The 26,047-nt window shown below is 54.9% G+C and carries 23 protein-coding genes; 5 read left to right on the top strand and 18 right to left on the bottom strand.

Annotated elements, in window-relative coordinates; genetic code table 11:
• Positions 1 to 19 precede the first annotated feature (19 nt).
• Genes dxs through xseB form a run of 3 tightly spaced genes read right to left on the bottom strand, consistent with a single transcriptional unit; the run spans position 20 to position 3,049 of the window.
• Positions 20 to 1,882: a 1-deoxy-D-xylulose-5-phosphate synthase gene (gene dxs / locus ACOTX2_RS10445; protein ID WP_022647228.1), complete on the bottom strand. Its 1,863-nt coding sequence runs from the start codon at positions 1,880 to 1,882 to the stop codon at positions 20 to 22.
• Positions 1,883 to 1,906: 24 nt separating this feature from the next.
• The gene (ispA, locus tag ACOTX2_RS10440) at positions 1,907 to 2,806 is read right to left on the bottom strand and encodes a (2E,6E)-farnesyl diphosphate synthase (RefSeq protein ID WP_022647229.1); all 900 of its coding nucleotides are present in this window, start codon (positions 2,804 to 2,806) and stop codon (positions 1,907 to 1,909) included.
• The gene (gene xseB, locus ACOTX2_RS10435; RefSeq protein WP_003859094.1) at positions 2,807 to 3,049 is read right to left on the bottom strand and encodes an exodeoxyribonuclease VII small subunit; all 243 of its coding nucleotides are present in this window, start codon (positions 3,047 to 3,049) and stop codon (positions 2,807 to 2,809) included.
• 185 nt (positions 3,050 to 3,234) lie between these two features.
• On the opposite strand from xseB, the gene thiI reads away from it, so the two are divergent.
• Positions 3,235 to 4,683 (top strand): tRNA uracil 4-sulfurtransferase ThiI, encoded by a 1,449-nt coding sequence (gene thiI / locus ACOTX2_RS10430; RefSeq protein ID WP_022647230.1) that lies wholly within the window; start codon positions 3,235 to 3,237, stop codon positions 4,681 to 4,683.
• An 87-nt stretch (positions 4,684 to 4,770) separates the two neighbouring features.
• Here the strand turns inward: thiI and yajL are convergent, their stop codons facing one another.
• Together yajL and panE are read right to left on the bottom strand one after the other, a co-directional pair.
• Entirely contained in the window at positions 4,771 to 5,361 is a 591-nt protein-coding gene (yajL, locus tag ACOTX2_RS10425; RefSeq protein WP_022647231.1) for a protein deglycase YajL, read from the bottom strand.
• A complete protein-coding gene (gene panE / locus ACOTX2_RS10420; RefSeq protein WP_046620560.1) occupies positions 5,324 to 6,235 on the bottom strand; it encodes a 2-dehydropantoate 2-reductase in 912 nt (303 codons plus the stop codon). The genes yajL and panE overlap by 38 nt, the downstream gene beginning before the upstream one ends.
• 125 nt (positions 6,236 to 6,360) lie before the next feature.
• Between panE and ACOTX2_RS10415 the strand changes: the two genes are divergently transcribed.
• Positions 6,361 to 6,852: a YajQ family cyclic di-GMP-binding protein gene (locus tag ACOTX2_RS10415; RefSeq protein WP_022647233.1), complete on the top strand. Its 492-nt coding sequence runs from the start codon at positions 6,361 to 6,363 to the stop codon at positions 6,850 to 6,852.
• Positions 6,853 to 6,884: 32 nt separating this feature from the next.
• Here the strand turns inward: ACOTX2_RS10415 and ACOTX2_RS10410 are convergent, their stop codons facing one another.
• From ACOTX2_RS10410 to ACOTX2_RS10380, 7 genes are all read right to left on the bottom strand, one after another.
• The gene (locus ACOTX2_RS10410; protein ID WP_022647234.1) at positions 6,885 to 8,246 is read right to left on the bottom strand and encodes an MFS transporter; all 1,362 of its coding nucleotides are present in this window, start codon (positions 8,244 to 8,246) and stop codon (positions 6,885 to 6,887) included.
• 114 nt (positions 8,247 to 8,360) lie between these two features.
• Positions 8,361 to 9,008 carry an L-fuculose-phosphate aldolase gene (fucA, locus tag ACOTX2_RS10405; protein WP_017383181.1) on the bottom strand — a complete coding sequence of 216 codons (648 nt, stop codon included), beginning with the start codon at positions 9,006 to 9,008 and terminating at the stop codon, positions 8,361 to 8,363.
• A gap of 27 nt (positions 9,009 to 9,035) precedes the next feature.
• Entirely contained in the window at positions 9,036 to 10,031 is a 996-nt protein-coding gene (locus ACOTX2_RS10400) for a LacI family DNA-binding transcriptional regulator (RefSeq protein ID WP_100148821.1), read from the bottom strand.
• Between the two features lie 60 nt (positions 10,032 to 10,091).
• Complete coding sequence (locus ACOTX2_RS10395) at positions 10,092 to 11,681, bottom strand: FGGY-family carbohydrate kinase (protein ID WP_032624754.1); 1,590 nt, start codon at positions 11,679 to 11,681, stop codon at positions 10,092 to 10,094.
• 11 nt (positions 11,682 to 11,692) lie between these two features.
• Positions 11,693 to 12,643 (bottom strand): ABC transporter substrate-binding protein, encoded by a 951-nt coding sequence (locus ACOTX2_RS10390; RefSeq protein WP_000858088.1) that lies wholly within the window; start codon positions 12,641 to 12,643, stop codon positions 11,693 to 11,695.
• Between the two features lie 46 nt (positions 12,644 to 12,689).
• Positions 12,690 to 13,673 carry an ABC transporter permease gene (locus tag ACOTX2_RS10385; RefSeq protein ID WP_022647237.1) on the bottom strand — a complete coding sequence of 328 codons (984 nt, stop codon included), beginning with the start codon at positions 13,671 to 13,673 and terminating at the stop codon, positions 12,690 to 12,692.
• 2 nt (positions 13,674 to 13,675) lie between these two features.
• Complete coding sequence (locus ACOTX2_RS10380) at positions 13,676 to 15,175, bottom strand: sugar ABC transporter ATP-binding protein (RefSeq protein WP_022647238.1); 1,500 nt, start codon at positions 15,173 to 15,175, stop codon at positions 13,676 to 13,678.
• A 407-nt stretch (positions 15,176 to 15,582) separates the two neighbouring features.
• Between ACOTX2_RS10380 and fucI the strand changes: the two genes are divergently transcribed.
• Genes fucI through fucU form a run of 3 tightly spaced genes read left to right on the top strand, consistent with a single transcriptional unit; the run spans position 15,583 to position 19,235 of the window.
• Positions 15,583 to 17,361 carry an L-fucose isomerase gene (gene fucI, locus ACOTX2_RS10375; RefSeq protein WP_022647239.1) on the top strand — a complete coding sequence of 593 codons (1,779 nt, stop codon included), beginning with the start codon at positions 15,583 to 15,585 and terminating at the stop codon, positions 17,359 to 17,361.
• 49 nt (positions 17,362 to 17,410) lie between these two features.
• Positions 17,411 to 18,814 carry an L-fuculokinase gene (gene fucK, locus ACOTX2_RS10370; RefSeq protein WP_063147913.1) on the top strand — a complete coding sequence of 468 codons (1,404 nt, stop codon included), beginning with the start codon at positions 17,411 to 17,413 and terminating at the stop codon, positions 18,812 to 18,814.
• Positions 18,807 to 19,235 carry an L-fucose mutarotase gene (gene fucU / locus ACOTX2_RS10365; protein ID WP_063147914.1) on the top strand — a complete coding sequence of 143 codons (429 nt, stop codon included), beginning with the start codon at positions 18,807 to 18,809 and terminating at the stop codon, positions 19,233 to 19,235. The genes fucK and fucU overlap by 8 nt, the downstream gene beginning before the upstream one ends.
• A gap of 40 nt (positions 19,236 to 19,275) precedes the next feature.
• Here the strand turns inward: fucU and cyoE are convergent, their stop codons facing one another.
• The 6 genes from cyoE to ampG all read right to left on the bottom strand — a co-directional run bounded on the left by cyoE (position 19,276) and on the right by ampG (position 26,014).
• On the bottom strand, positions 19,276 to 20,163 hold the full coding sequence (gene cyoE / locus ACOTX2_RS10360) for a heme o synthase (protein WP_022647242.1): 888 nt from the start codon (positions 20,161 to 20,163) through the stop codon (positions 19,276 to 19,278).
• A gap of 11 nt (positions 20,164 to 20,174) precedes the next feature.
• On the bottom strand, positions 20,175 to 20,501 hold the full coding sequence (locus tag ACOTX2_RS10355; RefSeq protein WP_006809888.1) for a cytochrome o ubiquinol oxidase subunit IV: 327 nt from the start codon (positions 20,499 to 20,501) through the stop codon (positions 20,175 to 20,177).
• The gene (locus ACOTX2_RS10350; protein ID WP_022647243.1) at positions 20,501 to 21,115 is read right to left on the bottom strand and encodes a cytochrome o ubiquinol oxidase subunit III; all 615 of its coding nucleotides are present in this window, start codon (positions 21,113 to 21,115) and stop codon (positions 20,501 to 20,503) included. The genes ACOTX2_RS10355 and ACOTX2_RS10350 overlap by 1 nt, the downstream gene beginning before the upstream one ends.
• Entirely contained in the window at positions 21,105 to 23,096 is a 1,992-nt protein-coding gene (cyoB, locus tag ACOTX2_RS10345; protein ID WP_006809887.1) for a cytochrome o ubiquinol oxidase subunit I, read from the bottom strand. Before cyoB ends, ACOTX2_RS10350 begins: the two co-directional genes overlap by 11 nt.
• 16 nt (positions 23,097 to 23,112) lie before the next feature.
• The gene (gene cyoA / locus ACOTX2_RS10340; RefSeq protein ID WP_006809886.1) at positions 23,113 to 24,060 is read right to left on the bottom strand and encodes a cytochrome o ubiquinol oxidase subunit II; all 948 of its coding nucleotides are present in this window, start codon (positions 24,058 to 24,060) and stop codon (positions 23,113 to 23,115) included.
• Between the two features lie 478 nt (positions 24,061 to 24,538).
• Positions 24,539 to 26,014 carry a muropeptide MFS transporter AmpG gene (gene ampG / locus ACOTX2_RS10335; protein WP_063147915.1) on the bottom strand — a complete coding sequence of 492 codons (1,476 nt, stop codon included), beginning with the start codon at positions 26,012 to 26,014 and terminating at the stop codon, positions 24,539 to 24,541.
• Positions 26,015 to 26,047 lie beyond the last annotated feature (33 nt).

Below are 26,047 nucleotides of genomic sequence, written 5' to 3'. Positions count from 1 at the left end.
GAGCAGAAAAGGGGAGGGATCAGGCCAGCCAGGTGCGGATTTTAGCTTCGATACCGACGGCGTCCAGGCCAATGTCGGCGCGCGCCTCGTCCTGAGTGCCTTGCGGGATGAAGTGGTCCGGCAGGCCGAGATTAAGCACCGGAACGACTTTACGGTTCGCCATCAGCACTTCGTTCACGCCGCTACCCGCGCCACCCATGATGGCGTTCTCTTCCAGCGTGACCAGCACCTCATGGCTTTCCGCCATGCTCAGAATCAGAGATTCATCGAGCGGCTTCACAAATCGCATATCGACGAGCGTCGCATTCAGGGTTTCAGCGACTTTTGCCGCTTCCGGCATCAGCGTACCAAAGTTCAGGATCGCCACTTTTTCACCGCGACGTTTCACCAGACCTTTACCGATATCCAGTTTTTCCAGCGGCCGTAATTCAACGCCAAGGGCATTGCCGCGTGGATAACGTACCGCACAGGGACCGTCCTGATAGTGGTAACCGGTATACAGCATCTGACGACACTCGTTTTCGTCGCTTGGCGTCATGATCACCATGTCCGGGATGCAGCGCAGGAAGGAGAGGTCAAATGCGCCCTGGTGCGTCTGGCCGTCAGCCCCCACGATGCCCGCACGGTCGATAGCAAACAGCACCGGCAGCTTCTGGATGGCAACGTCATGGATCACCTGATCGTAGGCGCGTTGCAGGAAGGTAGAGTAAATCGCTACCACCGGCTTGTAGCCGCCAATCGCCAGGCCCGCTGCGAAGGTTACCGCGTGCTGCTCGGCAATGGCGACGTCGAAATACTGGTCCGGGTATTTTTTGGAAAACTCGACCATGCCGGAGCCTTCACGCATGGCAGGCGTCACCGCCATCAGCGTGTTGTCTTTCGCCGCCGTTTCGCACAGCCAGTCGCCAAAGATTTTTGAGTAGCTCGGCATTCCGCCGCTGCTTTTCGGCAGACAACCGCTGGTATGGTCGAACTTGGGCACCGCGTGGAAGGTGATCGGATCTTTTTCCGCCGGTTCGTAACCACGCCCTTTTTTAGTCATGATATGCAGGAACTGCGGGCCTTTCAGGTCGCGCATGTTTTTAAGCGTCGTCACCAGACCTAACACATCGTGGCCGTCCACCGGGCCAATATAGTTAAAGCCCAGCTCTTCAAACAGCGTACCCGGCACGACCATGCCTTTGATATGTTCTTCGGTACGCTTAAGCAGCTCTTTGATCGGCGGTACGCCGGAGAAGACTTTTTTCCCGCCTTCGCGCAGTGAGGAGTAAAGCTTACCGGACAGCAGCTGCGCCAGATGGTTATTCAGCGCGCCGACGTTCTCGGAGATCGACATTTCGTTATCGTTGAGGATCACCAGCATGTCCGGTTTGATATCGCCCGCGTGGTTCATGGCCTCAAAAGCCATCCCGGCGGTGATCGCCCCGTCGCCAATCACGCAGACGGTACGGCGTTGTTTATTCTCTTTTTCAGCGGCAACGGCAATCCCGATGCCTGCGGAAATGGAGGTGGAAGAGTGGCCGACGCTTAACACGTCAAACTCGCTCTCGCCGCGCCACGGGAACGGATGCAGGCCACCTTTCTGGCGAATGGTGCCAATCTTATCGCGACGTCCGGTCAGAATTTTGTGCGGATAGGCCTGGTGGCCAACATCCCAGATCAGCTGATCGAACGGCGTGTTATAGACGTAATGCAACGCCACGGTCAGCTCAACCGTGCCAAGTCCGGAGGCGAAGTGGCCGCTGGAGCGGCTAACGCTGTCGAGCAGGTAGCGACGCAGCTCGTCACACAGCTTCGGCAGACTCTCTTTCGGCAACAGACGTAACTCCTGAGTGGAGTCAACTAACGCCAGTGTCGGGTATTTGGCAATATCAAAACTCATCAAAGGCTCATCGAGATATATAGTTTATTTATTACGCTGGATTATGTAGTCCGCTAGCGCTTCCAGTGCCGAGGTATCCAGCGATTGCGCGGCCAGCTCATTCAGTGACCGGCGGGCATCGTCTATCAGATCCCGGGCTTTACGTTGGGCATGCTCAAGGCCCAACAGGGCAGGGTAGGTACTTTTGCCAAGCTGCTGATCCGCACCCTGACGTTTTCCCAATGTTGCAGTATCGCCCACCACATCCAGAATGTCATCCTGAACCTGGAATGCCAGACCGATACTTTCTGCGTATCTGTCCAGAATCGGCAGGGCTTTACGCCCGCGTTCACCCGCGCTCAGCGCGCCCAGACGAACGGCTGCCCGAATCAGGGCGCCCGTTTTGTGACGGTGGATGCGTTCCAGCTGTTCCAGAGTCACCTGACGACCTTCAGCCTCTAAATCCAGCGCCTGGCCGCCGCACATCCCGGCGACGCCGCTGGCCATTGCCAGTTCGGACACCATTGCCAGACGATCGCGATCGCTCACTTCAACCATCGGCGCATCGCTCAGAATAGAGAACGCCAGGGTTTGCAGCGCATCACCCGCCAGAATGGCATTCGCTTCGCCGAACTTAATGTGGCAGGTCGGCTGACCGCGACGCAGATCGTCATCGTCCATGGCCGGCAAATCATCGTGGATCAGCGAATAGGCGTGGATACACTCCACGGCGGCTGCCGGGGCGTCCAGCGTGTTATCGCTGATACCGAACATGTTGCCCGTGGCATACACCAGGAACGGACGCAGGCGTTTACCCCCCAAGAGTGCGCCATAGTGCATGGCTTCAACCAGAGGAGTGTTCTGAAAAGGCTGCGGCTCAATGAAACGGCGCAGCGCGTCGTTGGCGCGGATGACGCGCGCCTGAAGCGCGTTGGAAAAATCCATTTACTCGGCGTCCGGTGTGAATGGCGTGGTTTTAGCGTCTTCGCTGTCGGAAAGCAGGATCTGCACACGCTGCTCGGCCTGCTGGAGTTTTACCTGCCCCTGGCGCGCGAGCTGCACGCCGCGTTCAAATTCGTTGAGCGCGTCTTCCAGCGGGAGATCGCCGCTCTCAAGACGGGTAACGATCTGCTCCAGTTCACTCAGCGCAGTTTCGAAACTGGCCGGTGCGTCGTTTTTCTTCGGCATAGTGAATTGACTCTTAAATTTTTCGCCCTGACATGGTAACGGACTCGGGGCAATTATCAAATAACGCGAGTGGCGCGATGGGCGATGGTGGTATACTTGCGCGCCTGGATGCAGCCACGGGTGTGGGCTGCTGTATCATTTTCCACTACAAGCCTTTATAAGCTTGCCTAAGAAACATTGCCGCCATGAAGTTTATCATTAAATTGTTCCCTGAAATCACCATCAAAAGCCAATCCGTGCGTTTGCGCTTTATTAAAATTCTCACCGGGAACATTCGTAACGTATTAAAACACTACGACGAAACGCTCGCCGTGGTGCGTCACTGGGACCACGTTGAAGTCCGCGCGAAAGACGAAAACAAACGTCTTGATATTCGCGACGCGCTGACCCGTATCCCGGGTATTCACCATATTCTGGAAGTGGAAGACGTTCCCTTCACCGATATGCACGATATCTTCGAAAAGGCGCTGGTACAGTACCGCGATCAGATCGAAGGGAAAACGTTCTGCGTACGCGTGAAGCGCCGTGGTAAGCATGAGTTTAGCTCCATTGACGTTGAGCGCTATGTCGGCGGCGGTCTGAACCAGCACGTTGAGACGGCGCGCGTGCGCCTGACTAATCCGGACGTTACCGTTAATCTTGAGATCGAAAACGATCGCCTGCTGCTGGTTAAGGGCCGTTATGAAGGTATTGGCGGCTTCCCGATCGGCACGCAAGAAGATGTGCTGTCGCTGATCTCCGGCGGGTTCGACTCCGGCGTTTCCAGCTATATGCTGATGCGTCGCGGCTGCCGCGTGCACTACTGCTTCTTTAATCTGGGCGGCGCGGCGCACGAAATCGGCGTACGTCAGGTGGCGCATTACCTGTGGAACCGCTTCGGCAGCTCTCACCGCGTGCGTTTCGTGGCGATCAACTTTGAGCCGGTGGTCGGCGAAATTCTTGAGAAAGTGGATGACGGCCAGATGGGCGTGGTCCTGAAACGTATGATGGTGCGTGCGGCGTCCAAAGTGGCTGAGCGCTACGGCGTGCAGGCGCTGGTCACCGGTGAAGCACTGGGGCAGGTCTCCAGCCAGACGCTGACCAACCTGCGTCTTATCGACAACGTGTCTGATACGCTGATCCTGCGTCCGCTGATCTCTCACGATAAAGAGCACATCATCGATCTGGCGCGTAAAATCGGTACTGAAGATTTTGCCCGCACCATGCCGGAATATTGCGGCGTGATCTCAAAAAGTCCAACCATTAAAGCGGTGAAGGCGAAGATCGAAGCGGAAGAAGAGAACTTCGATTTCAGCATCCTGGAAAAAGTGGTGGCGGAAGCGTCCAACATCGATATCCGTGAGATCGCCCAGCAGACCGAGCAGGACGTGGTTGAGGTGGAGACGGTCAGCGGCTTCGGTGCTAACGATACGATTCTGGATATACGTTCTGTTGATGAGCAGGATGACAAGCCGTTGCAGGTGGAAGGCGTGGAGGTGGTTTCGCTGCCGTTCTACAAACTGAGCACCCAGTTTGGCGATCTCGACCAGAGCAAAACGTATCTGCTGTGGTGCGAACGTGGGGTCATGAGCCGTTTACAGGCGCTGTACCTGCGCGAGCAGGGCTTCGCGAACGTGAAGGTGTATCGCCCGTAGCCTATTGCCCGGTGGCGCTTCGCTTACCGGGCCTACGGTACCGTACACTTGTAGGCCGGGTAAGGCGTAGCCGCCACCCGGCTTTTTTTACTCGTAGTAGTTATAAATCCCTGCCGCCATCACCAGCGATGACGCCACTTCGTACGCTTTTTCGCGCCCGACCAGCAGGTCAATAATCTTCAGGCCAAAATCAATGGCGGTACCCGGCCCTTGGCTGGTGAGCAGGTTAACCCGCGGATCCCAGACCACGCGTTTATCCACCCACTGGTCTTCCGGAATCGTATCCTTCAGGCCTGGGAAGCCGGTCATATTGCCGATGGGGAAAATGTCGTGCGGAACCAGTACCGTACCTGCGGCCGCACAGATTGCCGCGACGATACGCCCGGAAAGATGAAACTGACGAACGGTTTCAACCAGCAGCGGGCTGTCGCGGAAACACTCCGCGCCCTTCAGACCGCCCGGCAGCACGATAATGTCGTAATCACCGTCCGCCACCTGTACAAGCGGTGCATCTGCCAGGATCTTGACCCCACGCGAGCAGGTAATCGCCAGACTTCCGTCGCTGGCGACGCTGGCGGTGGTAACCTTAATACCACCACGTACCATCAAATCAATGGTGGTGACCGCTTCTGTCTCTTCGCTACCAGGGGCGAGGCATACCAGTGCCGATGCGCTCATACTCACTCTCCTTTCGTTTAACTAACTCAAACAGACGGCTGTTTTCCGCAACGGTAATGCCGTGAGCCCGGGCGCGTTTTAACAGATAACCGGTAATGTAATCAATTTCGGTATGCCGCATCGCCCGGACATCCTGCAACATTGAAGAGATATTTTCTGCCGTACTCTCAATGACCTGGTCGACATAATAACGTAAATCAGACTCTGAGGTGTGGTAGCCTTCGCGTTCAATGACGGCGGCAACTTCCCGGCAAATCAGCGCTAACCGATCGGGATGCTGGCGCAGATCACCGTTAGGGCAATCCAGCAGGGCAGTCAGCGGATTGATCGCGCAGTTGACCGCCAGTTTGCGCCACAGTTCTGCGCGAATGTTATTGTGCCAGGCGACGTCAGGCAGCGTGCTTTGCAGGGTATCCGCAAGATAGCTGTAATCGCCGGGCTGTTCACGCGCCGGGCCGATATGGGTGATGCCACTGGCAACATGAATAATGACGTTACCGTCGCGGCGTGCCGCGTGGGTGGTTGTTCCCATCAGCAGCGGTTGCCGGACAGACTTTAGCTCTTCAATGGTACCCATACCGTTGTGAATCAGCAGGACTGGCGTGCTTTCAGGTAATTGGGCGGCCAGGCTTTTCACCGCATCGGAGACCTGCCAGGCCTTCAGCGTGACCAGCAGCAGATCGCTGCTCGCGAGAAATTCCGGATCGTTTGCCGTCAAAGACTCGTTAAAAATTGAACCGTCTGTACCCATCACATTCACACTGCAATAGGGTTGGGGAATTCGCAGCCAGCCCTGAACGTCGTGTCCCTGTTTGCATAGCGCGCTAAGCCAGAGTTGACCAAGGGCGCCGCATCCAAGCACTGTTACTTTCATTGTTCCTCCTCACCTGCAACTGCGCCAGGTGCTAAGACGCTAAGTATAGCGCCATCAGCTAAGCTTCTCGTTATGCCTCGTTGCAGGTATTATGCAACGCAACAAAAATGAAGGGAGAAGAAAAGATGCCATCTTTCGATATTGTTTCTGAAGTTGATCTGCAGGAAGCGCGTAACGGCGTAGATAATGCTATTCGTGAAGTGGAGTCACGTTTCGATTTTCGTGGCGTTGAGGCGACCATTGAACTGAACGACGCGAACAAGACAATCAAAGTCCTGAGTGAGTCTGATTTCCAGGTCAACCAACTGCTGGATATCCTGCGCGCCAAGCTGCTCAAGCGCGGCATTGAAGGGACCTCACTTGATGTACCGGAAGATTTTGTTCACAGCGGCAAAACCTGGTTTGTGGAAGCGAAGCTGAAGCAGGGGATTGAAAGCGCGGTACAGAAAAAAATCGTTAAGCTTATCAAAGACAGCAAGCTGAAAGTGCAGGCGCAGATCCAGGGGGAAGAGATCCGCGTGACCGGAAAATCCCGTGATGACCTGCAATCCGTGATGGCGCTGGTGCGTGGCGGCGATCTCGGTCAGCCATTCCAGTTTAAAAACTTCCGCGATTAAGACAATTATGCCCGGCTAAACCGGGCATTTTTTCAGGCCTTCAGCGCCTGCTCTACCTCAAAGCGGTTAGTCACTTTGCTGTCAATTTTGACATACGCACTGCGCTCTTCCGGGACAATCAGCACTTCGCTCACGCCCTCTGTCGCTTCCAGACGCTGTTGTAACGCGTCACCGATTGCCACGTCATCGGGAATTTCTACCCGCAGGCTACTCACATAGCGCGGCTCTTTCATGGTGCTGGCAACAAACAGCCAGAGCATCGCCAGTAGCGCACCGGCGAGGAACACGGTCTGAGAATCAAAAAGGCCGTCCACCCAGCCGCCGAGGGACCCGCCGATCGCCACGCCGAGAAACTGGCTGGTGGAGTAAATGCCCATCGCGGTGCCTTTGTATCCTGCCGGAGACTCTTTGCTGATAAGCGACGGCAGCAGGGCTTCCATCAGATTAAACGCCAGGAAGAACAGCTGTACGCCTGCGATCAGCTCCCAGAAATGTGGGCCGGCGCCCCAAAGCACAATCTCGGCAATCAACAGTAACGCCACGCAGCCCACGAAGACGCGTTTCATTTTGCGCTTCACTTCGGCGTAAATAATGAAGGGCACAACGGAGACAAACGAGATCAGCATTGTGACCAGATAAATTTTCCAGTGCTCTGCCGCCGGGAAACCTGCTGCGGCAAGTTGACCGGGCAGGGCGACAAAGGTGGACATCAGCAGAATGTGCAGGCACATAATGCCGAAGTTCAGCTTAAGCAGGCGCGGCTCGGCGATGACTTTGCTGAAGCAGCCTTTGACCATCCCGGATTCACGGTTCAGGACATGGTTTTTACTGTCCGGCACAACCCACAGCGTGAGTGCGATCCCGATGGTTGCCAGCACGGCTATCATCCAGAACAGGGCGTGCAGGCCGAGTGAATGGGTAATAATCGGCCCCAGCACCATGGCAATGGCAAACGTGACGCCGAAGCTGACGCCAATAAACGCCATGGCTTTGGTGCGGTTTTGCTCGCGGGTTAAATCTGACAGCAGCGCCATCACGGCGGCGGCAATCGCCCCGGAACCTTGCAGGGCGCGGCCAAGAATAATTCCCCAGATGGAGTGGGAGAGGGCGGCGATGATGCTGCCAAGTACAAACACCAGCAGCCCGCCGACAATCAGCGGTTTGCGACCCACGCGGTCGGAGAGCAGGCCAAAGGGGATCTGGAATATCGCCTGCGCCAGGCCGTAGATACCGATAGCCAGACCAATCAGCGCTTCGCTGGCACCCTGTAACGCCATGCCATATGTGGTCAGAACGGGCAGGACCATAAACATGCCAAGCATCCGCAGCGAGAAAACAGTCCCTAAACCCCAGGTCGCACGCAGTTCACCTGGCGTCATTTTATAATCGTTCATTACCACCTCTACCAAAAAGCAGGCCATAGTTTAGGCGGGGTGATAAGTGCGGTAAATAGGTGTTTGTTTAAGAGATATTACGAGGGTGTGATAAAAGCACCCCCGGATAAAAAATTACGCCTCGACGCGCAACCCGTAGCTTTTAAATTTCTCAAGAACAATGGCAATTTCATCGTCACTGAGTACCGGAACGGGATCCACGATCGCCAGCGTGGCCAGGTAGAGTTTTGCCAGCACCTCTACCTCCTGCGCCAGCCACAGTGCCTTCTCAAGATTTTCTTCGCAGGTGATCAGACCGTGGTGCTGTAATAGCGTCGCTTTGCGATCGCGTAACGCGACCGCGACATGCTCTGACAGCGCGCGCGTCCCGAAGGTCGCGTAAGGCGCGCAGGGAATGGAGTTTCCCCCGGCGGCGGCAATCATATAGTGAATAGCAGGAATGGGGCGGTTGAGTATCGAGACGGCGGTACAGTTAACCGCATGGTTATGGACGACGGCGTTAGCATCTGGGCGGGTCTGATACACAACCTGATGAAAACGCCATTCGCTGGAGGGCAGTTTATCCTCTTCGTGTCGCCCCTGTGCATCGACATAGACGATACTCTCTTCGGTCAGATGCTCGTAGGGAATTCCGGTCGGCGTAATCAGCATACCGTCGCGATAGCGAACGCTGATATTCCCGGCGGTGCCCTGATTTAATCCCATGCGGGTCATCTCAAGGCAGGTGTCGATAATGTCTCTGGCTAATCGGGCTCGTTCCATTTTTTTTCTCCGGGTACAGTTTTATTTTTACTGGCGGGAACGTTTGACCAGCTTCATATCGACTTTCGCCGTCTCGTTGACCGCTTCGCCGTCGATGGCTCGCTGCATCAGTTCAAACGCTTTTTCCGCCCAGGTATCTTCATCCTGCTGCATGGACCAGACGCTGTTAGGCAGGAACCCCAGCATGGGGTGCTCATCGAAGGTGCCAATATTGATGTGTTGAGGCACGGTACCGGTACGCGTCCGCAGGGCTTCGATTGCCCCTTCCAGGACGGGTAACGATGAGGCGATAAACGCCTGCGGAACACCCTGGCTGTCGATAAGCGAATCCATCAGGGCATATCCCCCCTCCGGCGTATTGTCCGGCCCTTCGATGACCCACTCGCGATGGTGAATACCGGCTGTTTTCAGGGCCTGCAAATAGCCGTTCAGACGGTCCGTAATGCTGGGCAGTGCGGTATCGCCCACAAGGAACCAGAGCGGCGTTTTGCACTCTTCCAGCATATTGCGGGCCAGTTCATCCCCCCCAGCCTCGTTATGACTCTCTACCAGCGCGTTGTCAGTAAAGCCAAAATCCCGGTCGAGGAGCACCAGTGGCTTTTGGATCAGCCGCAAATGATGCTGCTGATTTTCCAGCGTTGAGGGAACGATAAATAAGCCGTCCACGTTGCGCGCCATCAGAGCTTTTACCAGCTTGTTTTCGTAATCCACATCGTTGTAAGTACAGCTGATCATCAGTTGGTAACCCGAACGGCGACAGCGCAGTTCGAGTTTCTCGGCGAGCGTTGCAAAGAACACGTTTGAGATGTTGGGCACGATGAGCCCCAGCGTCTCGGTTTTGTTTAACTTCAGACTGCGCGCCGAATGGTTGAGGGTATAGCCGAAGCGCTCGACGTGTTCATTAATTCGGGACTGTGTTTTCACACTGATCCGATACTGTTCGGCTTTCCCGCTCAGTACCAGCCGCACGGTGGTGACGGATAAATTCAGATCCTTCGCTATCTGTTCAACTGTTTTGGCCATCGCTACGCCTCAATCCTTAACGTACGTAAAAACTGCTGATAAAGCATACGCATCCTGCCATTACATTTCCTGCTGCATCAGGAGATTAAGCGCCTGTTGCTGGGTCCACAGCATCAGGTACGCCTCATATTTTTGCCGGTGGAAGGCCGCGGTTTCCGGCCGACAGGTGATGATATCGCCGGCTTTGACCATTTCCCGGGTGGCGTCGGTAAGCGTTGCCCATGCACCGCTCGCCACAGCGCCGCAAATGGCCGCGCCGAGAGTGACCGCATCTTCTTCGGCTAAAAGGTGAATATCGCAGCCTGTGGCATCGGCATACTCCCTCAGCCAGAGCCGGTTATGAGTAGCCCCACCACAAATGACAATGCGCGACAAGGTGTGCCCATGATGTTTCAGAGTATCCATAATGTGTCGTGTGCCGTAGGCAATGGCCTGTAGCGTGGCCAGATAGAGCCTCGCCAGCGCGCGCTCACCGGTCTCTAATGTCAGACCGACAACGCTGCCCCGGGCATCAGGACGCGAACGCGGCGAGCGGTTGCCGTGGTGATCGGCCAGAATGTGCAGGTTGCGGGTGGGATATTTTTCTTCCTGTTCAAGCGCGGCTACCCAGTCGTTGAGTAATGCCACCGGATGGCATTGCGCCGCTTCTGCTTTTGCAAACAGCTCTGCGCTGACTCCGTGCTCGCGCAACGTCCAGTCGACCAGCGCCCCGGCAGCACTTTGCCCGCCTTCCGTCAGCCAGTAGCCCGGCAGCATGGCGCTCCAGTAAGGTCCCCAGACGCCGGGCGTATGGATCTCCGTCTGACTGGCAAGCATATGGCAGTTCGAGGTTCCGCTGATGAGCGCCAGCGTGCCTTCCGGGTGTGAGCCTGTCAGCGCCACGCCACCCGCGTGGGCATCGATCATGCCGCTTGCCACAACCACTTCTTCGGACAAACCCAGAGCTTGCGCTGCCTGCGGGCTAAGTTTCCCGACGCATTCAGCGACGTCCAGAATAGTGCCGGGAATTTTTGTCAGTAAGTTTTCCAGCCCCACCGCTCTGAGCAGCGATTCGCTGAACTGCGCCTCATGCGCAAGGTAGTTCCATTTGCAGGTGAGGGTGCACAGGCTGGCGACGTCCTGGCCCGTCGCTTTCCAGACCAGAAAATCGGCAAGGTCGTAAAAGCGCCAGGCCTGATTCCAGGTTTCAGGATGATGCCGCTGCAACCACAGCAGTTTTGGCAACTCCATCTCGATGCTGACCTCGCCGCCCACGTAGCACAGGGCCGGATCGCGTGTGGCATTGATGTGAACGGTTTCTTCGTGAGCACGATGATCCATCCACATAATGATGTCCTGCGATGCCGGACTGTCCGGGGAGACGCTCAGGCCGTTACCGTCAGCATCCAGCGCGACCAGCGAGCACGTGGCGTCGAAGCCAATCGAACGAATGGCGTCAGGTGAAATCCCAGAGGAGTCGACGGCTTCCCGCACCACCGCACAAACCTGCTGCCAGATTTCCACAGAGGATTGTTCCACGCGCGCGTTGCTGGCGTGAAACTGCGAAATCGGACGGGTCGCGAAGCTCAAACGCTCGCCTTGCGCAGAGTAAAGCCCTGCACGAACGCTGGCTGAACCTACATCTACCCCGAGGAAATAGCCGTCACTCATCATGAACTTCCTTATTTTTTACCAAACGGATGCAGCAGTTTATCAATTTCAGGCGTGTTGATATTCTGCGCATTGACATATTTCACTGGAATATCAATTTCTTTGGCCACCGTCTGTCCGGAAATCACCGCGTTCAGCGCTTTTATGCCCTGATAACCAATCTGATAGGCGTCCTGCACCACGAAGCCCTGAATCACACCGTTTTTAAGGAAGTTAATGATGGCTTCGGTGCTGTCAAAACCGATGACTTTTACTTTGCCCTTCAGATTCTGGCTGTCGATAGCGTTCGCAACGCCCAGGGTTGAGCCTTCGTTGGTGGCATAAATACCGGCGATATCCGGGTTGGCCTGAACCATATCAATGGTTTTATCCATCGCTTTTTGCGGGTCGCCATCGCTGTATTGCACCGGCAGTACCTGAATATTCGGGTACTTCTCTTTCATCCGCTCGCTGAACCCTTCAGAGCGCTCAATGGCGGACGTCGTCCCGGCTACGTGAGCGATAATACCCACTTTCCCCTTCTGGCCTACCTGCTCCGCCAGCGCATCCGCAGCCTGTGCGCCCGCCTTACGGTTATTGGTGGCGACAAAGCTGGCCGGGATATCCGAGTTCACGCCCGAGTCGAAGGTCACCACTTTGATCCCCCGGCTGTTGGCGGTTTCGACCAGCGGGGCAAGGGCGTTTGCATCAAGTGCGGCCAGCAACAGGCCGTTTGGCTTTTGTGCCATGGTGTTTTCGACTAACTGGATCTGTTCGGCGATTTGCGTTTCATCGGCAGGACCAACGTAGCTGGTTTTGTCACCCAACTCTTTTGCGGCAGCTTCCGTTCCCATTTTGACCGTCTGCCAGAATTCGTGCTGGTAACCTTTACTGACCACCGGCAGGTTTAAATCTTTTGCCAGCGCGCTGCTGGACAGGATGGCAACGAGCGACAGGGCGCTCAGGATATGGCTGGTTTTCATTATTTTGCTCCGTTGTAGGGTTGGCAGGGCTTGTTGTATCGAGAACCTAACGCATTCTTTTACGTAACGTGTCCAGGTAGACGGCGGCAACGACGACCACGCCCATCGCCACCATCTGCCAGAACTGGGACACGCCCATGAGATTGAGGCCGTTTTTCAGCACGCTCATAATGAACGCGCCTATGATGGTGCCGCCAATCGTGCCCACGCCGCCCATCAGACTGGTACCGCCGATCACTACCGCCGCAATGGCTTCCAGCTCATAACCCACGCCCACGGTTGGCTGGCCTGAGTTGAGACGAGAGGCGAGGATCACCCCGGCCACGCCGGTTAACAGGCCGCAGAAGGCGTAAACGAAAATTTTCACTCGCTGGACTTTGATCCCGGAAAGGTGTGCCGCCGTTTCATTGCTGCCGACAGCGTAGATATAGCGGCCCATCACCGTTTTCTTCAGGATCCACATGGCGATCAGTGCCACGATGACCAGGTAGAACACCGGATAAGGCAGAACGTCGAACAGGCGACCCTGTGCTAGCAGCTTGAACTGCGGGTAGTCAGAAAAATAAATCGCGCGGCCATCGGTCATCACCATATTGATGCCGCGTACCGACATCATTAAGCCGAGGGTGGCAATAAACGGTGGTATGGTCATTTTGGTGACCAGAAACGCGTTCACATAGCCGCAAAGTCCGCCTGCGAGCACGCCTGCCAGAATACAGACCGGCAACGGCATACCAAACCCGGCGGCGATGCCCACCGCAACCCCTGAGAACGCCACCACCGATCCAAGCGACAGGTCGATCCCGGCGGTAATAATCACAAAGGTCACGCCAATGGCCATGATGCCAATCACCGCCGTTTGCAGGGCGATAGTCATGATATTTTCTGTATTAAAGAAGAACGGAGAGCTGAAGCTGAAAAACAGAACCAGCAATACCAGGCTAAAAAGAGGCGCCAGACGCATCAGGAGCGCTTTATTTATTTTCATCGTATGACTACCGCTTTGCGGCGATGGAACGGTAACGGACATGATTAATCCTCCAGCGTGGCGTATTGCATGATTTTTTCCTGGGTGGCGTGCTCAGCCGCTATTTCGCCGGCAATGCGGCCGCTGCGCATCACGAGTATGCGGTCGCACATTCCTAATACTTCCGGCAGTTCGGATGAAATCATGATGATCGATTTACCTTTAGCGACAAGGCGATTCATTAATTCGTAGATTTCCAGCTTGGCGCCAACGTCAATTCCCCGGGTTGGCTCATCAAAAATTAAAATATCGGTGTCTTTGCAGACCCAGCGGGCAATAATAATCTTCTGTTGATTACCGCCGCTTAAATTCAGTGCCGCCTGTTCCAGATGTGGCGTTTTTATTCGCAGCGTATCCACCAGTTTCTGGCTGGACTCCCGGCAGCGTTTTTCATCAACATTACCCGCGGCGCCAGCGTAGTCCGGGTAATTGCCGAGCATAATGTTCATCTCAACAGAAAGGCCGAGGGCGAGTCCCTCTTTTTTGCGGTCTTCTGTTAAATAGCTGATGCCTTTCTCAATGGCGTCAGCCACGTCTTTAATACGTGTGGGGGTGCCGTTCAGCGTCAGGGTGCCAGCGTCGATCGCATCGGCGCCAAACAGGGCCCGGCCCAGTTCAGTTCGGCCTGCGCCCATTAAGCCAGCGAGACCGAGGATCTCACCGCGCCAGAGGGTAAAGTTGATGTCATGCAGTACACCATTACGCGTCAGGCCGTTCACCTCCAGCACTTTTTCTCTGCGCTGATGCGGCGGGCGTTTTGGGTAGATGTTATCGAGATTGCGGCCAACCATCATGGCGATAAGCTCGCCGATCTGAACCGTTTCATAATCTACGGTGGCGATGTATTGTCCGTCGCGCATGACGGTCGCGCGATCGGCGATCAGCGCCAGCTCTTCCAGACGGTGCGAGATGTAGACAATCCCCGTGCCCTGAGCCTTGAGCATCCGCGTGACGTCAAACAAACTCTCGATTTCACTTTCGGTCAGCGCGGCGGTGGGTTCATCCATGATTAGCACTTTGGCATTGACCGAAATCGCTTTGGCAATTTCCACCATCTGCTGCTGGGCTACGGTTAATTCACTGACGCGGGCGTCCGGGGCGATTTTTAAATTCAGCGTGTGCAGTATTTTCTCAACCGCCTGTCGCTGGGCGCGTTTATCTAACTGCCAGCGACTATTTTTGCAGAATTCACGGCCAATAAAGATATTCTCTTCCACGGTTAAATCGGGGAAGAGATTAAATTCCTGATGGATAATCGTAATACCTGCATGCTGAGCACTTAGCGGATCGCTGAATGATACGGATTGCCCTTCAAAGCGAATTTCACCGGCATCAGGTTGGTAAACACCGGATAAAATTTTCATCAGCGTCGATTTGCCGGCACCGTTTTCACCTAAGAGGGCATGAACTTCGCCGCAGCGTAAATCGAAATCAACCTGATTCAGCGCCAGCACGCCGGGAAAGCGTTTGGTAATGCGCGTCATCTGAATAAGAGTCTCTGACATTGCAAAATTCCTGTGTTGGAAAGGCAATGAATCACAAGCCACAGTGATTTAGTTAATAAGCTAACTCGACTTAGCTTTCGTCCTTAAAAGCTATTTTAGGGTTATAATTTAGCCAAATCATTTGTATTCAAATTGTGACGTCGTGCAAAGGTATTTTGTTATTTGATTGAATTTAAACGATATGTTTAGTTTTTGCTGAATCGTAATACCTGACACTGATCGAATTTTGACCTCTCATCGTGAAACTGCTCACAGATCCTGCACATTTATCTTGTCTCATTTTTAGTGTGAACCCTAAGCTAATTCGAGTTAGCAAATTTCACCACTTTCCGTTCACGGCGCTGCCTGGGCGCTTTTTCACGGCTATGCCCCTGAGACGGATAGGTTAACCAACGTGAGGAAGGGCTATGAAAACGATAAAAGCGTTACCCCGTATTGGCATTCGACCTGTTATTGATGGCCGCCGAATGGGCGTACGCGAGTCTCTGGAAGAGCAGACCATGAACATGGCGAAAGCCACGGCGGCGCTACTCAGTGAAAAATTACGCCACCCCTGCGGTACGCCCGTTGAGTGCGTGATTGCCGATAGCTGCATTGCCGGAATGGCGGAGGCCGCTGCTTGCGAAGAGAAGTTCAGCACGTGCCACGTTGGTCTGACGATCACCGTCACCCCCTGCTGGTGTTACGGGAGTGAAACCATTGATATGGATCCGCTGCGTCCGAAAGCGATCTGGGGCTTTAACGGCACCGAGCGTCCGGGGGCAGTATATCTCGCGGCGGCACTGGCGGCGCATAACCAGAAAGGGATCCCGGCGTTTTCCATTTACGGCCACGATGTACAGGATGCGGGCGACGAGACCATCCCGGCAGACGTTGAGGAAAAATTGTTGCGCTTCGCCCGGGCGGGCCTGGCGGTTGCCAGCATGAAGGGGAAAAGTTATCTGTCGGTGGGCGGTGTCTCAATGGGGATTGCGGGCTCGATTGTCGATCACAACTTCTTTGAATCCTGGCTGGGGATGAAGGTGCAGGCGGTGGATATGACCGAACTGCGTCGCCGCATCGATCATAAGATTTACGACGAGCAAGAACTTGAGCTGGCCCTGGACTGGGCGCAAGCACATTTCCGTTTCGGCGAGGATAAAAACGCGGAGCAGTATCGTCGCAATGAACAGGAGAATGCCGCGATCCTGCGGGAGAGTCTGCTGATGGCGATGTGCATCCGCGACATGATGCAGGGTAACCCAAAACTCGCTGCGATGGGCCGCGTGGAGGAATCTCTGGGCTATAACGCCATCGCGTCCGGGTTCCAGGGACAGCGCCACTGGACGGATCAGTATCCAAATGGCGATACCGCAGAGGCGCTGCTGAACAGCTCCTTTGACTGGAACGGTATTCGCCAGCCGTTGGTGGTGGCGACGGAAAATGACAGCCTGAACGGGGTAGCAATGCTGTTTGGACATCTGATGACCGGTACAGCGCAAATCTTCGCCGACGTGCGCACCTACTGGTCGCCAGAGTCGGTTGAGCGTGTTACCGGCCAGAAACTCACAGGACGGGCTGAGCAGGGCATTATTCATCTGATCAACTCCGGCTCGGCGGCACTGGACGGTACAGCGGAGCAGAAAGACGCCGAGGGGAAACCGACCCTGAAACCACACTGGGACATTACTGAGCAGGAAGCCAACGCGTGCCTGGCCGCAACCCACTGGTGTCCGGCGGTGCATGAATACTTTCGCGGGGGCGGTTTCTCATCAAACTTCCTCACCCGAGGTGGCGTGCCATTTACCATGACCCGCGTAAACCTCATCAAGGGGGTGGGCCCGGTATTACAGATAGCGGAAGGCTGGAGTGTTGAGCTGCCGGAACAAGTACATGACATTCTGAATAAGCGCACCGATTCAACCTGGCCCACCACCTGGTTTGCCCCACGTCTGACCGGTAAAGGCCCGTTCAGCGACGTCTATTCAGTGATGGCGAACTGGGGGGCTAACCACGGGGTGCTAACCGTCGGGCACGTCGGTGCTGATTTCATCACCCTGGCGTCCATGCTGCGCATTCCCGTGTGCATGCATAACGTACCGGAGGCGCTGATTTATCGGCCGACGGCCTGGGGCGCTCACGGTATGGATCCGGAAGGGCAGGATTACCGCGCCTGTGAAAATTACGGACCGTTATACAAACAATAAGCCGGTTTGCCAGCCTGCTCCGGCGGACTGGCAGCCTGTGGGGACCGCAATGAAAAAATGTTTTCTGGTTCTCGATTGTGGCGCGACGAACGTGCGCGCCATTGCGCTGGATCCTGAAGGTAATATTGTGGCGCGAGCCTCGGTGGCGAACGAAAGCGAAAGTGTCGCTGAAAATCCGGCCTGGCACCAGTGGTCGCTCGACGCCATCATGCAACGTTTTGCCGTCTGTTGTCAGAAAATCAGCGCAGTGCTGAGCAAGCATCAACTGTGCGGAATGAGTGTGACGACCTTTGGCGTGGATGGCGCGCTGGTAGATGAGCGCGGAGAACTGCTTTACCCGATCATCAGCTGGAAATGTCCACGAACCGTGCCGGTGATGGAAGCGGTTGCCCGTTTATGCTCCCCGGCTGAACTACAGCAGATCACCGGCGTTGGGCAGTTTAGTTTCAACACGTTGTATAAGCTAGGCTGGCTTCAGGACAACCATCCCGATCTGTTACAGCGTGCTCACGCCTGGCTTTTTATCTCCTCGCTAATCAACCATCGCCTGACCGGAAAAATGACGACCGATCTCACGATGGCCGGTACCAGTCAGATGTTCGATCTGCATCAGCGGTGCTTCAGCGAAACGATCTTAAGCAAGATCGGCGTGCCTCATTCCCTTTTCCCGCCGCTGGTTTCCCCCGGAGAGATGATGGGTGAACTGCAGCCCGACGCTGCATCCAGACTCGGATTGCCTTGCGGTGTGCCGGTGATCTCCGCCGGGCACGATACGCAGTTTGCCCTTTTTGGCGCCGGTGCGGGAATTAATGAGCCGGTTCTCTCTTCGGGAACCTGGGAGATTTTAATGGCGCGCACCTCGCAGGTTGATACCGCTTTACTGGGGCAATACCCGGGCGCGACCTGCGAACTGGATAGCCGGACGGGGCTCTATAATCCGGGAATGCAATATCTGGCGTCTGGCGTACTGGAGTGGATCCGCGCGCTGTTCTGGTCGCCTGATGTCAACTGGGACACTATTCTGGATCAGGCGGCGGCAATTCCGTACGGGGCGGATGGCGTCACGATGAATACCCAGTTGCTCGATTCTCCGCTCGCCGGCTGGCAGGGCGTTACGCTCACCACCACGCCAGCCCATTTTTACCGCGCAGCCCTGGAAGGACTCACGGTGCATCTGCAAGAAAAACTCCAGGCGCTGGAGGCGATCGCGCAATTTAAGGCGCGTGAACTCCTGCTGGTGGGGGGAGGTAGCCGCAATATGCTGTGGAATCAGCTCAAGTCCAATGCGCTTGGGATCCCGGTGAAGGTTCTTGAAGATGCAGATACGACCGTGCTGGGAGCATCTTTGTACGGATGGTGGGGCGTCGGAGAAACGGCCAGCGCTGAGGCTGCTCGCGATCGGGTCCACTATCGTTACCGTTATTTCTATCCTGAGGAGCAAAGCCGTGCTTAAAACGATATCCCCACTGATTTCACCCGAGCTGCTGAAAACGCTGGCAGAGATGGGCCATGGTGACGAGATTATTTTTGCAGACGCTCACTTTCCCGCGCACAGCCTGGGGCCAAAGACGATCCGCGCAGATGGCCTGCTCATCAGCGATTTGCTGGTCGCGGTGATACCGCTGTTTGAACTCGATAGCTATGCGCCACCGCTGGTGATGATGGCCCCTGTCGACGGGGATATGCTCGATATACAGGTAGAAGCACGCTATCGCAACGCACTCTTTGGTGAGGCGGAAGGGGAGGGGATTATGCGTATTGACCGTTATGCGTTTTATGCGCGGGCACAGAAAGCGTACGCCATTGTGGTGACAGGCGAGACAGCGAAATACGGTAATATACTGTTAAAGAAAGGGGTTACGCCGTACCAATAAAAAACGCCGGGTTAAACCCGGCGTTTTTACTTCAGTCTTCTTACCAGACGTACGTCAGCAGGCTTTGTGAATCTGGCACCATGAAGTCTACGGACATCATCACGGACAGGGAGGTGATGGCGACAATCGAGAACACAAACAGCTTGCGTGCCCAGACCTTGTCATCTTCCACTTTGTAACCGCGCAGAGCCATGCCGAGCCACCAGACGCTCACCGCAGCGGCCACCACCAGATATTTATATCCGGCGTAACCGCCCAGAGAGAGCATCAGCGTTGCCACGGCAAAAGCGATGATGTACAGCGTGATGTGGTTTTTGGCAACTGAGATGCCCTTCACGACCGGCAGAACCGGAATGTTCGCTGCCTGATAATCCTTAAAGCGGAAAATCGCGATGGCGTAGGAGTGCGGCATCTGCCACAGGCTAAAGATAGCCAGCAGGATCAGCGCACCGCTGTCGAACTCGTTCGTGACGGCGCAGTAGCCAATCACCGGCGGCGCAGCGCCGGAGAGAGAACCTATCAGCGTGCCGTAGACGGAGTGGCGTTTCATATACAGGCTGTAGACGCCTACATACACCACGAACCCCATCACCCCCAGCCAGCAGGCCAGCGGGTTAGCACCAAACCACAGCAGCATAAAGCCAGCAATACCCAGCAAGGTGGCGTACACCAGCGAGACGGAAGGAGCAATCAGGCCTTTAACCAGCACCCGATTTTTGGTCCTTTCCATCTTCTTGTCGATATCCATGTCGATGTAGTTGTTAAATACACAACCGGACGCAACCACCAGTGACACACCGACCAGCGTGTAGATAAAGAGGGTGTAATCAATGCTGCCTTTAGAGGCCAGCAGGAACCCTCCGATTACGGAGATCAGGTTGCCAAAGATGATGCCTGGTTTCGTGACTTGCAGGTATTGCTTAAACATACTCGCCGCTCTTAGTGAACCATCATGTTGTAGTTAAGGTTCCACATAATCCAGATGGAACCGACTACCAGGATAGCGATGATAATCACGGTAAAGATAAAGGCCGTCATGTTCCAGCCTTCATCGGACTTGGTGTTCATGTGCAGGAAGCAAACCAGATGCACCAGAATCTGAATCACCGCGGTCACCAGGATTGCGCCCAGGATAACCGGCTTAGATGCAGAACCGTTCATCACCATCCAGAACGGGATCACCGTCAGGATGATCGACAGGATGAAACCTGTCATGTAGGTTTTTACGCTGCCGTGGGAAGCGCCATGATCGTTAGAATGACTCATTACATCGCCCCCATCAGATAGACAACAGAGAACACACAGATCCATACCACGTCCAGGAAGTGCCAGAACAGGCTCAGGCACATGATACGGGTACGGTTAGTACTGGTCAGGCCGCGACGGGAGATCTGGAACATCAGCACTGCCATCCAGATCAGACCAGAGGTCACGTGCAGACCGTGGGTGCCGACCAGCGCGAAGAACGCTGACAGGAAGCCACTGCGATCCGGACCAAAGCCTTCCGCAATCAGGTGATGGAATTCATAGATTTCCATCCCGATAAAGCCAGCACCAAACAACCAGGTCAACGCCAGCCAGGAAACAACCTGGCTTTTGTTGTTTTTGTACATGGCGATAGCCGCCATGCCGTAGGTGATGGAGCTGAATAACAGCAGTGCGGTTTCAACCAGAACGAACGGCAGCTCAAAGATGTCCTTACCGGTCGGGCCGCCCGCTGTGCCGTTCACCAGAACGGCATAGGTTGCGAACAGACAGCAGAACAGGATGCAGTCGCTCATCAGGTAGATCCAGAAACCGAAGACTTTCGTCGGTCCTGTATCATGGTGCGCATGTTCATGCGCGTGGGCAGTCGAGTGCGCCAGAGTATCAGTTGCCATTTTTCAGCCCCGCTTTAGAAATCTCGTCAAAATGCTGGTTTTCCAGCTTTTCAACTTCACGGACTGGTACGTAGTAGTCCACGTCCTCGTCAAAGCTCTTCACAATCCAGCTGATTACGATGCCAGCGAAGCCAACAATCGCCATCCACCAGATGTGCCAGATCATTGCGAAACCAAATACCGTTGCGAAGGCGGCAATCACGATGCCCGCACCGCTGTTTTTCGGCATATGGATCTCTTCGTAATGTTCAGGTTGCTTGTACGCTTCACCTTTTTCTTTCATTTCCCAGAATGCGTCACGCTCATGAATGTGCGGCACTACGGCAAAGTTATAGAACGGAGGTGGAGAAGAGGTAGACCACTCCAGCGTACGGCCACCCCACGGGTCACCGGTCAGGTCGCGGTTCAGGTTACGGTCACGGATAGACACGTAGTACTGAATCAGCTGGCACAGGATACCGCAGGCAATCAGCGCGGCGCCGCCCGCTGCAATCATCAGCATCGGATGGAACTGCGGATCGATCTGCTGGCTCAGACGACGGGTCATCCCCATGAAGCCCAGCACGTACAGCGGCATAAACGCCACGAAGAAGCCGATGATCCAGAACCAGAAGGCGCGTTTGCCCCATTTTTCGTTCAGGGTGAAACCGAACGCTTTTGGCCACCAGTAGGTCACACCTGCGAAGCAGCCGAAGACGACGCCGCCGATGATAACGTTATGGAAGTGCGCAATCAGGAACAGACTGTTGTGCAGGACAAAGTCAGCGCCCGGAACCGCCAGCAGCACGCCGGTCATCCCACCTACGGAGAAGGTCACGATGAAGCCGATGGTCCACAGCATCGCTGAGTGGAACTGGATACGGCCCTGGTACATGGTGAACAGCCAGTTGAAGATCTTAACCCCGGTCGGGATCGCGATAATCATAGTAGTAATACCGAAGAAGGCGTTTACGTTGGCGCCCGCACCCATGGTGAAGAAGTGGTGCAGCCAGACGATGAACGACAGGACGGTAATACACACGGTTGCCCACACCAGAGAGGTGTAACCAAACAGACGTTTACGCGAGAAGGTTGCCGCGATTTCGGAGAACACACCGAACACCGGCAGAACCAGGATGTACACTTCCGGGTGACCCCAGGCCCAAATCAGGTTGATGTACATCATCATGTTGCCACCCATATCATTCGTGAAGAAATGGGTACCCAGATAACGATCCAGGGTCAGCAGCGCGATGGTGACGGTCAGAATTGGGAACGACGCGATAATCAGGACGTTGGCGCACAGAGATGCCCAGGTAAATACTGGCATCTTGAACATCGTCATACCTGGTGCACGCATCTTCAGGATGGTCACGAAGAAGTTAATACCGGTCAGGGTGGTACCGACACCGGAGAGCTGAAGCGCCCAAATCCAGTAGTCAACGCCCACGCCCGGACTGTACTCAATTCCCGAAAGTGGCGGGTAGGCCAGCCAGCCGGTCTGAGCAAATTCGCCCACACCCAGTGACAGGTTAACCAGGATAACGCCGACAACGGTGAACCAGAAGCTCAGGTTGTTCAGGAACGGGAACGCAACGTCGCGCGCGCCGATTTGCAGCGGAACGACAACGTTCATCAGACCGATTACCAGCGGCATCGCCACGAAGAAGATCATGATAACGCCGTGAGCGGTAAAGATCTGATCGTAGTGGTGCGGTGGCAGGAATCCGGCTTCGCCCGCAGACGCAAGCGCCTGCTGGCTACGCATCATGATTGCATCCGCAAAGCCACGAATTAACATGACGATACCGACGATGCAGTACATGATGCCGAGTTTTTTGTGGTCAACCGAAGTCAGCCACTCGTTCCACAGGTAGCTCCACTTACCGAAGTAAGTGATCAGGCCAACTAAGGCCGCGCCACCAATGATAATTGCAGCAATCGTAACCATGATAATGGGTTCATGGTACGGCACCGCATCCAATGTCAATTTTCCGAACATTTTCTTCCTCGGCCCCTTAGTGAGCGGTTTCCGCGTGGCTCATGTCCATGCCTTCCATACCCTGGTGCGTGTTGTGCTCGCCTTCAGGCTGGGTCATGTCCATGCTCATGCCGTGATCCATAAATTTGCCAATAACATCTTTGAACAGATTCGGTTTCACGTTAGAGAAGTACTCCACCTTGTTGTATTCGCTAGGTGCAGCCACTTTTTCGAACGCCGCCATGTCAGACATGGTGTTTGGAGACTGCTTCGCTTTTGCAACCCACTGGTCGAAAGTCGCGCGGTCTGGCGTAGCGATAGCTTTGAACTTCATACCCGAGAAGCCCGGGCCACTATAGCTGGCGGAGATACCGTCGTAGGTGCCTGCTTCATTCGCAATCAGATGCAGGTTAGTCTGCATACCGGCCATCGCGTAAATCTGGCTGCCCAGACGTGGGATGAAGAAGGAGTTCATTACGGAGTTGGAGGTCACTTTGAACTGAACCGGAGTGTTCGCCGGGAAGGCGATTTCATTCACGGTAGCAATGCCCTGTTCTGGATAGATGAAGAACCATTTCCAGTCCATGGAGACCACTTCAATGGTAATGGGTTTTTCATCGTGAACCAGCGGTTTGCTCGGCTCAAGTGCGTGAGTGGTTTTCCAGGTCAGTACAGCAAGGAACAGGATGATCAGAATAGGTACCGTCCAGACCACAGCTTCCACTTTATTGGAGTGTGACCAGTTAGGGCTATACTTCGCATCTTTATTGCTCGCACGATACTTCCAGGCGAAACCAACAGCCATCAAGATGGCAGGAATAACCACAATCAACATCAGGCCAAAAGCCGTCAGTATCAATGAACGTTGTTCCAGTCCAATCTGTCCTTTGGGGTCTAGTAGTGCAGAATCGCAGCCACTGAGTAATACAGTGCCTGCGAATAATGACAACCATCCCAAACTTTTATTGTATTTCCTGAGTCTCATTTAACGACCTCAATTCCACGGGAGTCTGGTGGCGTTTAAAGTGTGGGGGCATTTTACGGGAAGGTTACATTACTGTAAACATCATTAGCCCTGTGTCAGGAAGGTGTTACTGGGTTCTGCCGCACATGTCACAAGTGTTGCAAATTATGTCGCGTTTCCAGACGGAAGCCGCACGGAGTGGGCGTTATAACGAAAGGGTGCCCCAGCATACCGCAAAAGGGGCAATTGGTATAACCATTGCGAAAAACACACAATTAGTTAACAATTAATTATCAATAAAAAGACAACTAAAAAACGAAAATTCAATGTTTCGAATGCTGAATCGTTTAATGAAAAATAGCGTAGCGAAATAAGCTCCAATAATTTCCGAATGCTATCCCGCACAAAACAACAAATATTTTTTTTGTCGATGGCGGTTATTTCACCGTTATAATTTCGGGCTGTTATTACAACGGGAAATAACCTTTCGCTTTTTACTTCATGTCATCTGCGTTTTTCGTAATGACATGAAATCCAGCATCCCACCCGTCAGGATCCCCGCCAGGGCGAGAAACACACCTGCATCAAGCAGAAGGGTTTCAAAAGGAAGTGAAAAGTCGGTAGTCGCATTCATGATGAGCACCGTGAGCCACCCTACCAGGGCAAGACAACCTGCCATTAGCAGACGCAGGGCAAACCGATAGGCAGCGTGATATTCCGTGCGCGGCATGAAGTGTTCCGTCCGCTGGGTATATTCCAGCGTCTGGCGACAGACCAGCAGCAATAAAATCCCCGGCACGGCCGCCACCACCGAGAAGAGATAAAAGGTCGGCCAACCGTAGGCTTCAACAAACCAGCCCGCGACGGGGCCAACGTATACGCGCCCGACGGCGGAAAGGGCAGAGAGCAGCGCAAACTGGGTAGCGGAAAATGACTTATTGCACAGCGTCATCAGCAGGGCGACAAATGCCGCAGTGCCCATACCGCCGCACAGGTTCTCAAAGAATACCGCCGTCCCCATACTGATCATATTCTTGTCGGTGATCGACAGCAGCCAGTAACCGGCATTCGATGCGCCCTGAAGGATGCCAAATATCAGCAGAGCGCGGAACAGCGTCAGGCGCTGCATCAATACGCCGCCGTACAGCGCGCCGACAATCGTGGCAAACAGCCCCAGGGTTTTGTTCACCACGCCGACCTCGCCCGCATCAAACCCGACGCCGCGGATCAGGAAGGTAGTGGTCAGACTCATGGCGAAAGCGTCGCCAAGCTTATAAAGGACAATAAGCAGCAGGATCAGCCAGGCATTATTGCGACCAAAGAAGTCGCGCAGCGGTGCGGCGACGGCCTGCTCCAGCGAGCGTGGAACCGGGATCACATCGCTCGGTTCAGGCGCGAACAGGGTGGCAATAATGCAGGGGATCAGCAGTGCGGCCATCAGCCAGTACATGCCCTGCCAGCCGAGATAGCGGTCAGCAAGCCACAGTGCGAGTCCGCCGGAAACCAGCATACCCAGGCGGTAGCCGAGCACGCTGATTGCCGCACCGGCGCCACGCTCTTCCGCTGGCAGGACGTCCGTTTTCCAGGCGTCAAAAACAATGTCCTGCGAGGCGGAGCAGAAGGCGATGACCACCGCAAGCGCGGCCATCCAGCGCAGCTGCGTTGACGGTTCAAGGAAACCCATTGCGGCAATGGCGAGCAACAGCAGCACCTGCGTCATCACTAACCAGCCGCGACGGCGCCCGAGGAACGGTGGGGTATAGCGATCCATCACTGGCGACCACAGGAACTTAAAGACGTAAGCCTGGCCGACGAGCGAGAAGAAACCAATGGTTTTAAGATCGATGTTCTCAACCGTCATCCACGCCTGTAACGTGCCGGAGGTGAGCGCAAGGGGTAAACCGGAGGCGAAACCCAGGATCAGCAGAATAGCTGATTTCGGTTGCTGGAAAATGCGTAAGTAGTGACTGGACATGTTCTTATGAACTGACCCGGTGAAGCACCGGGT

Origin of the sequence: Enterobacter cloacae complex sp. IR5412, from assembly GCF_049237385.1 — a bacterium.
Classification (GTDB): Bacteria; Pseudomonadota; Gammaproteobacteria; order Enterobacterales; family Enterobacteriaceae; genus Enterobacter; species Enterobacter intestinihominis.
This window is presented reverse-complemented; position numbering and strand designations above follow the sequence as displayed.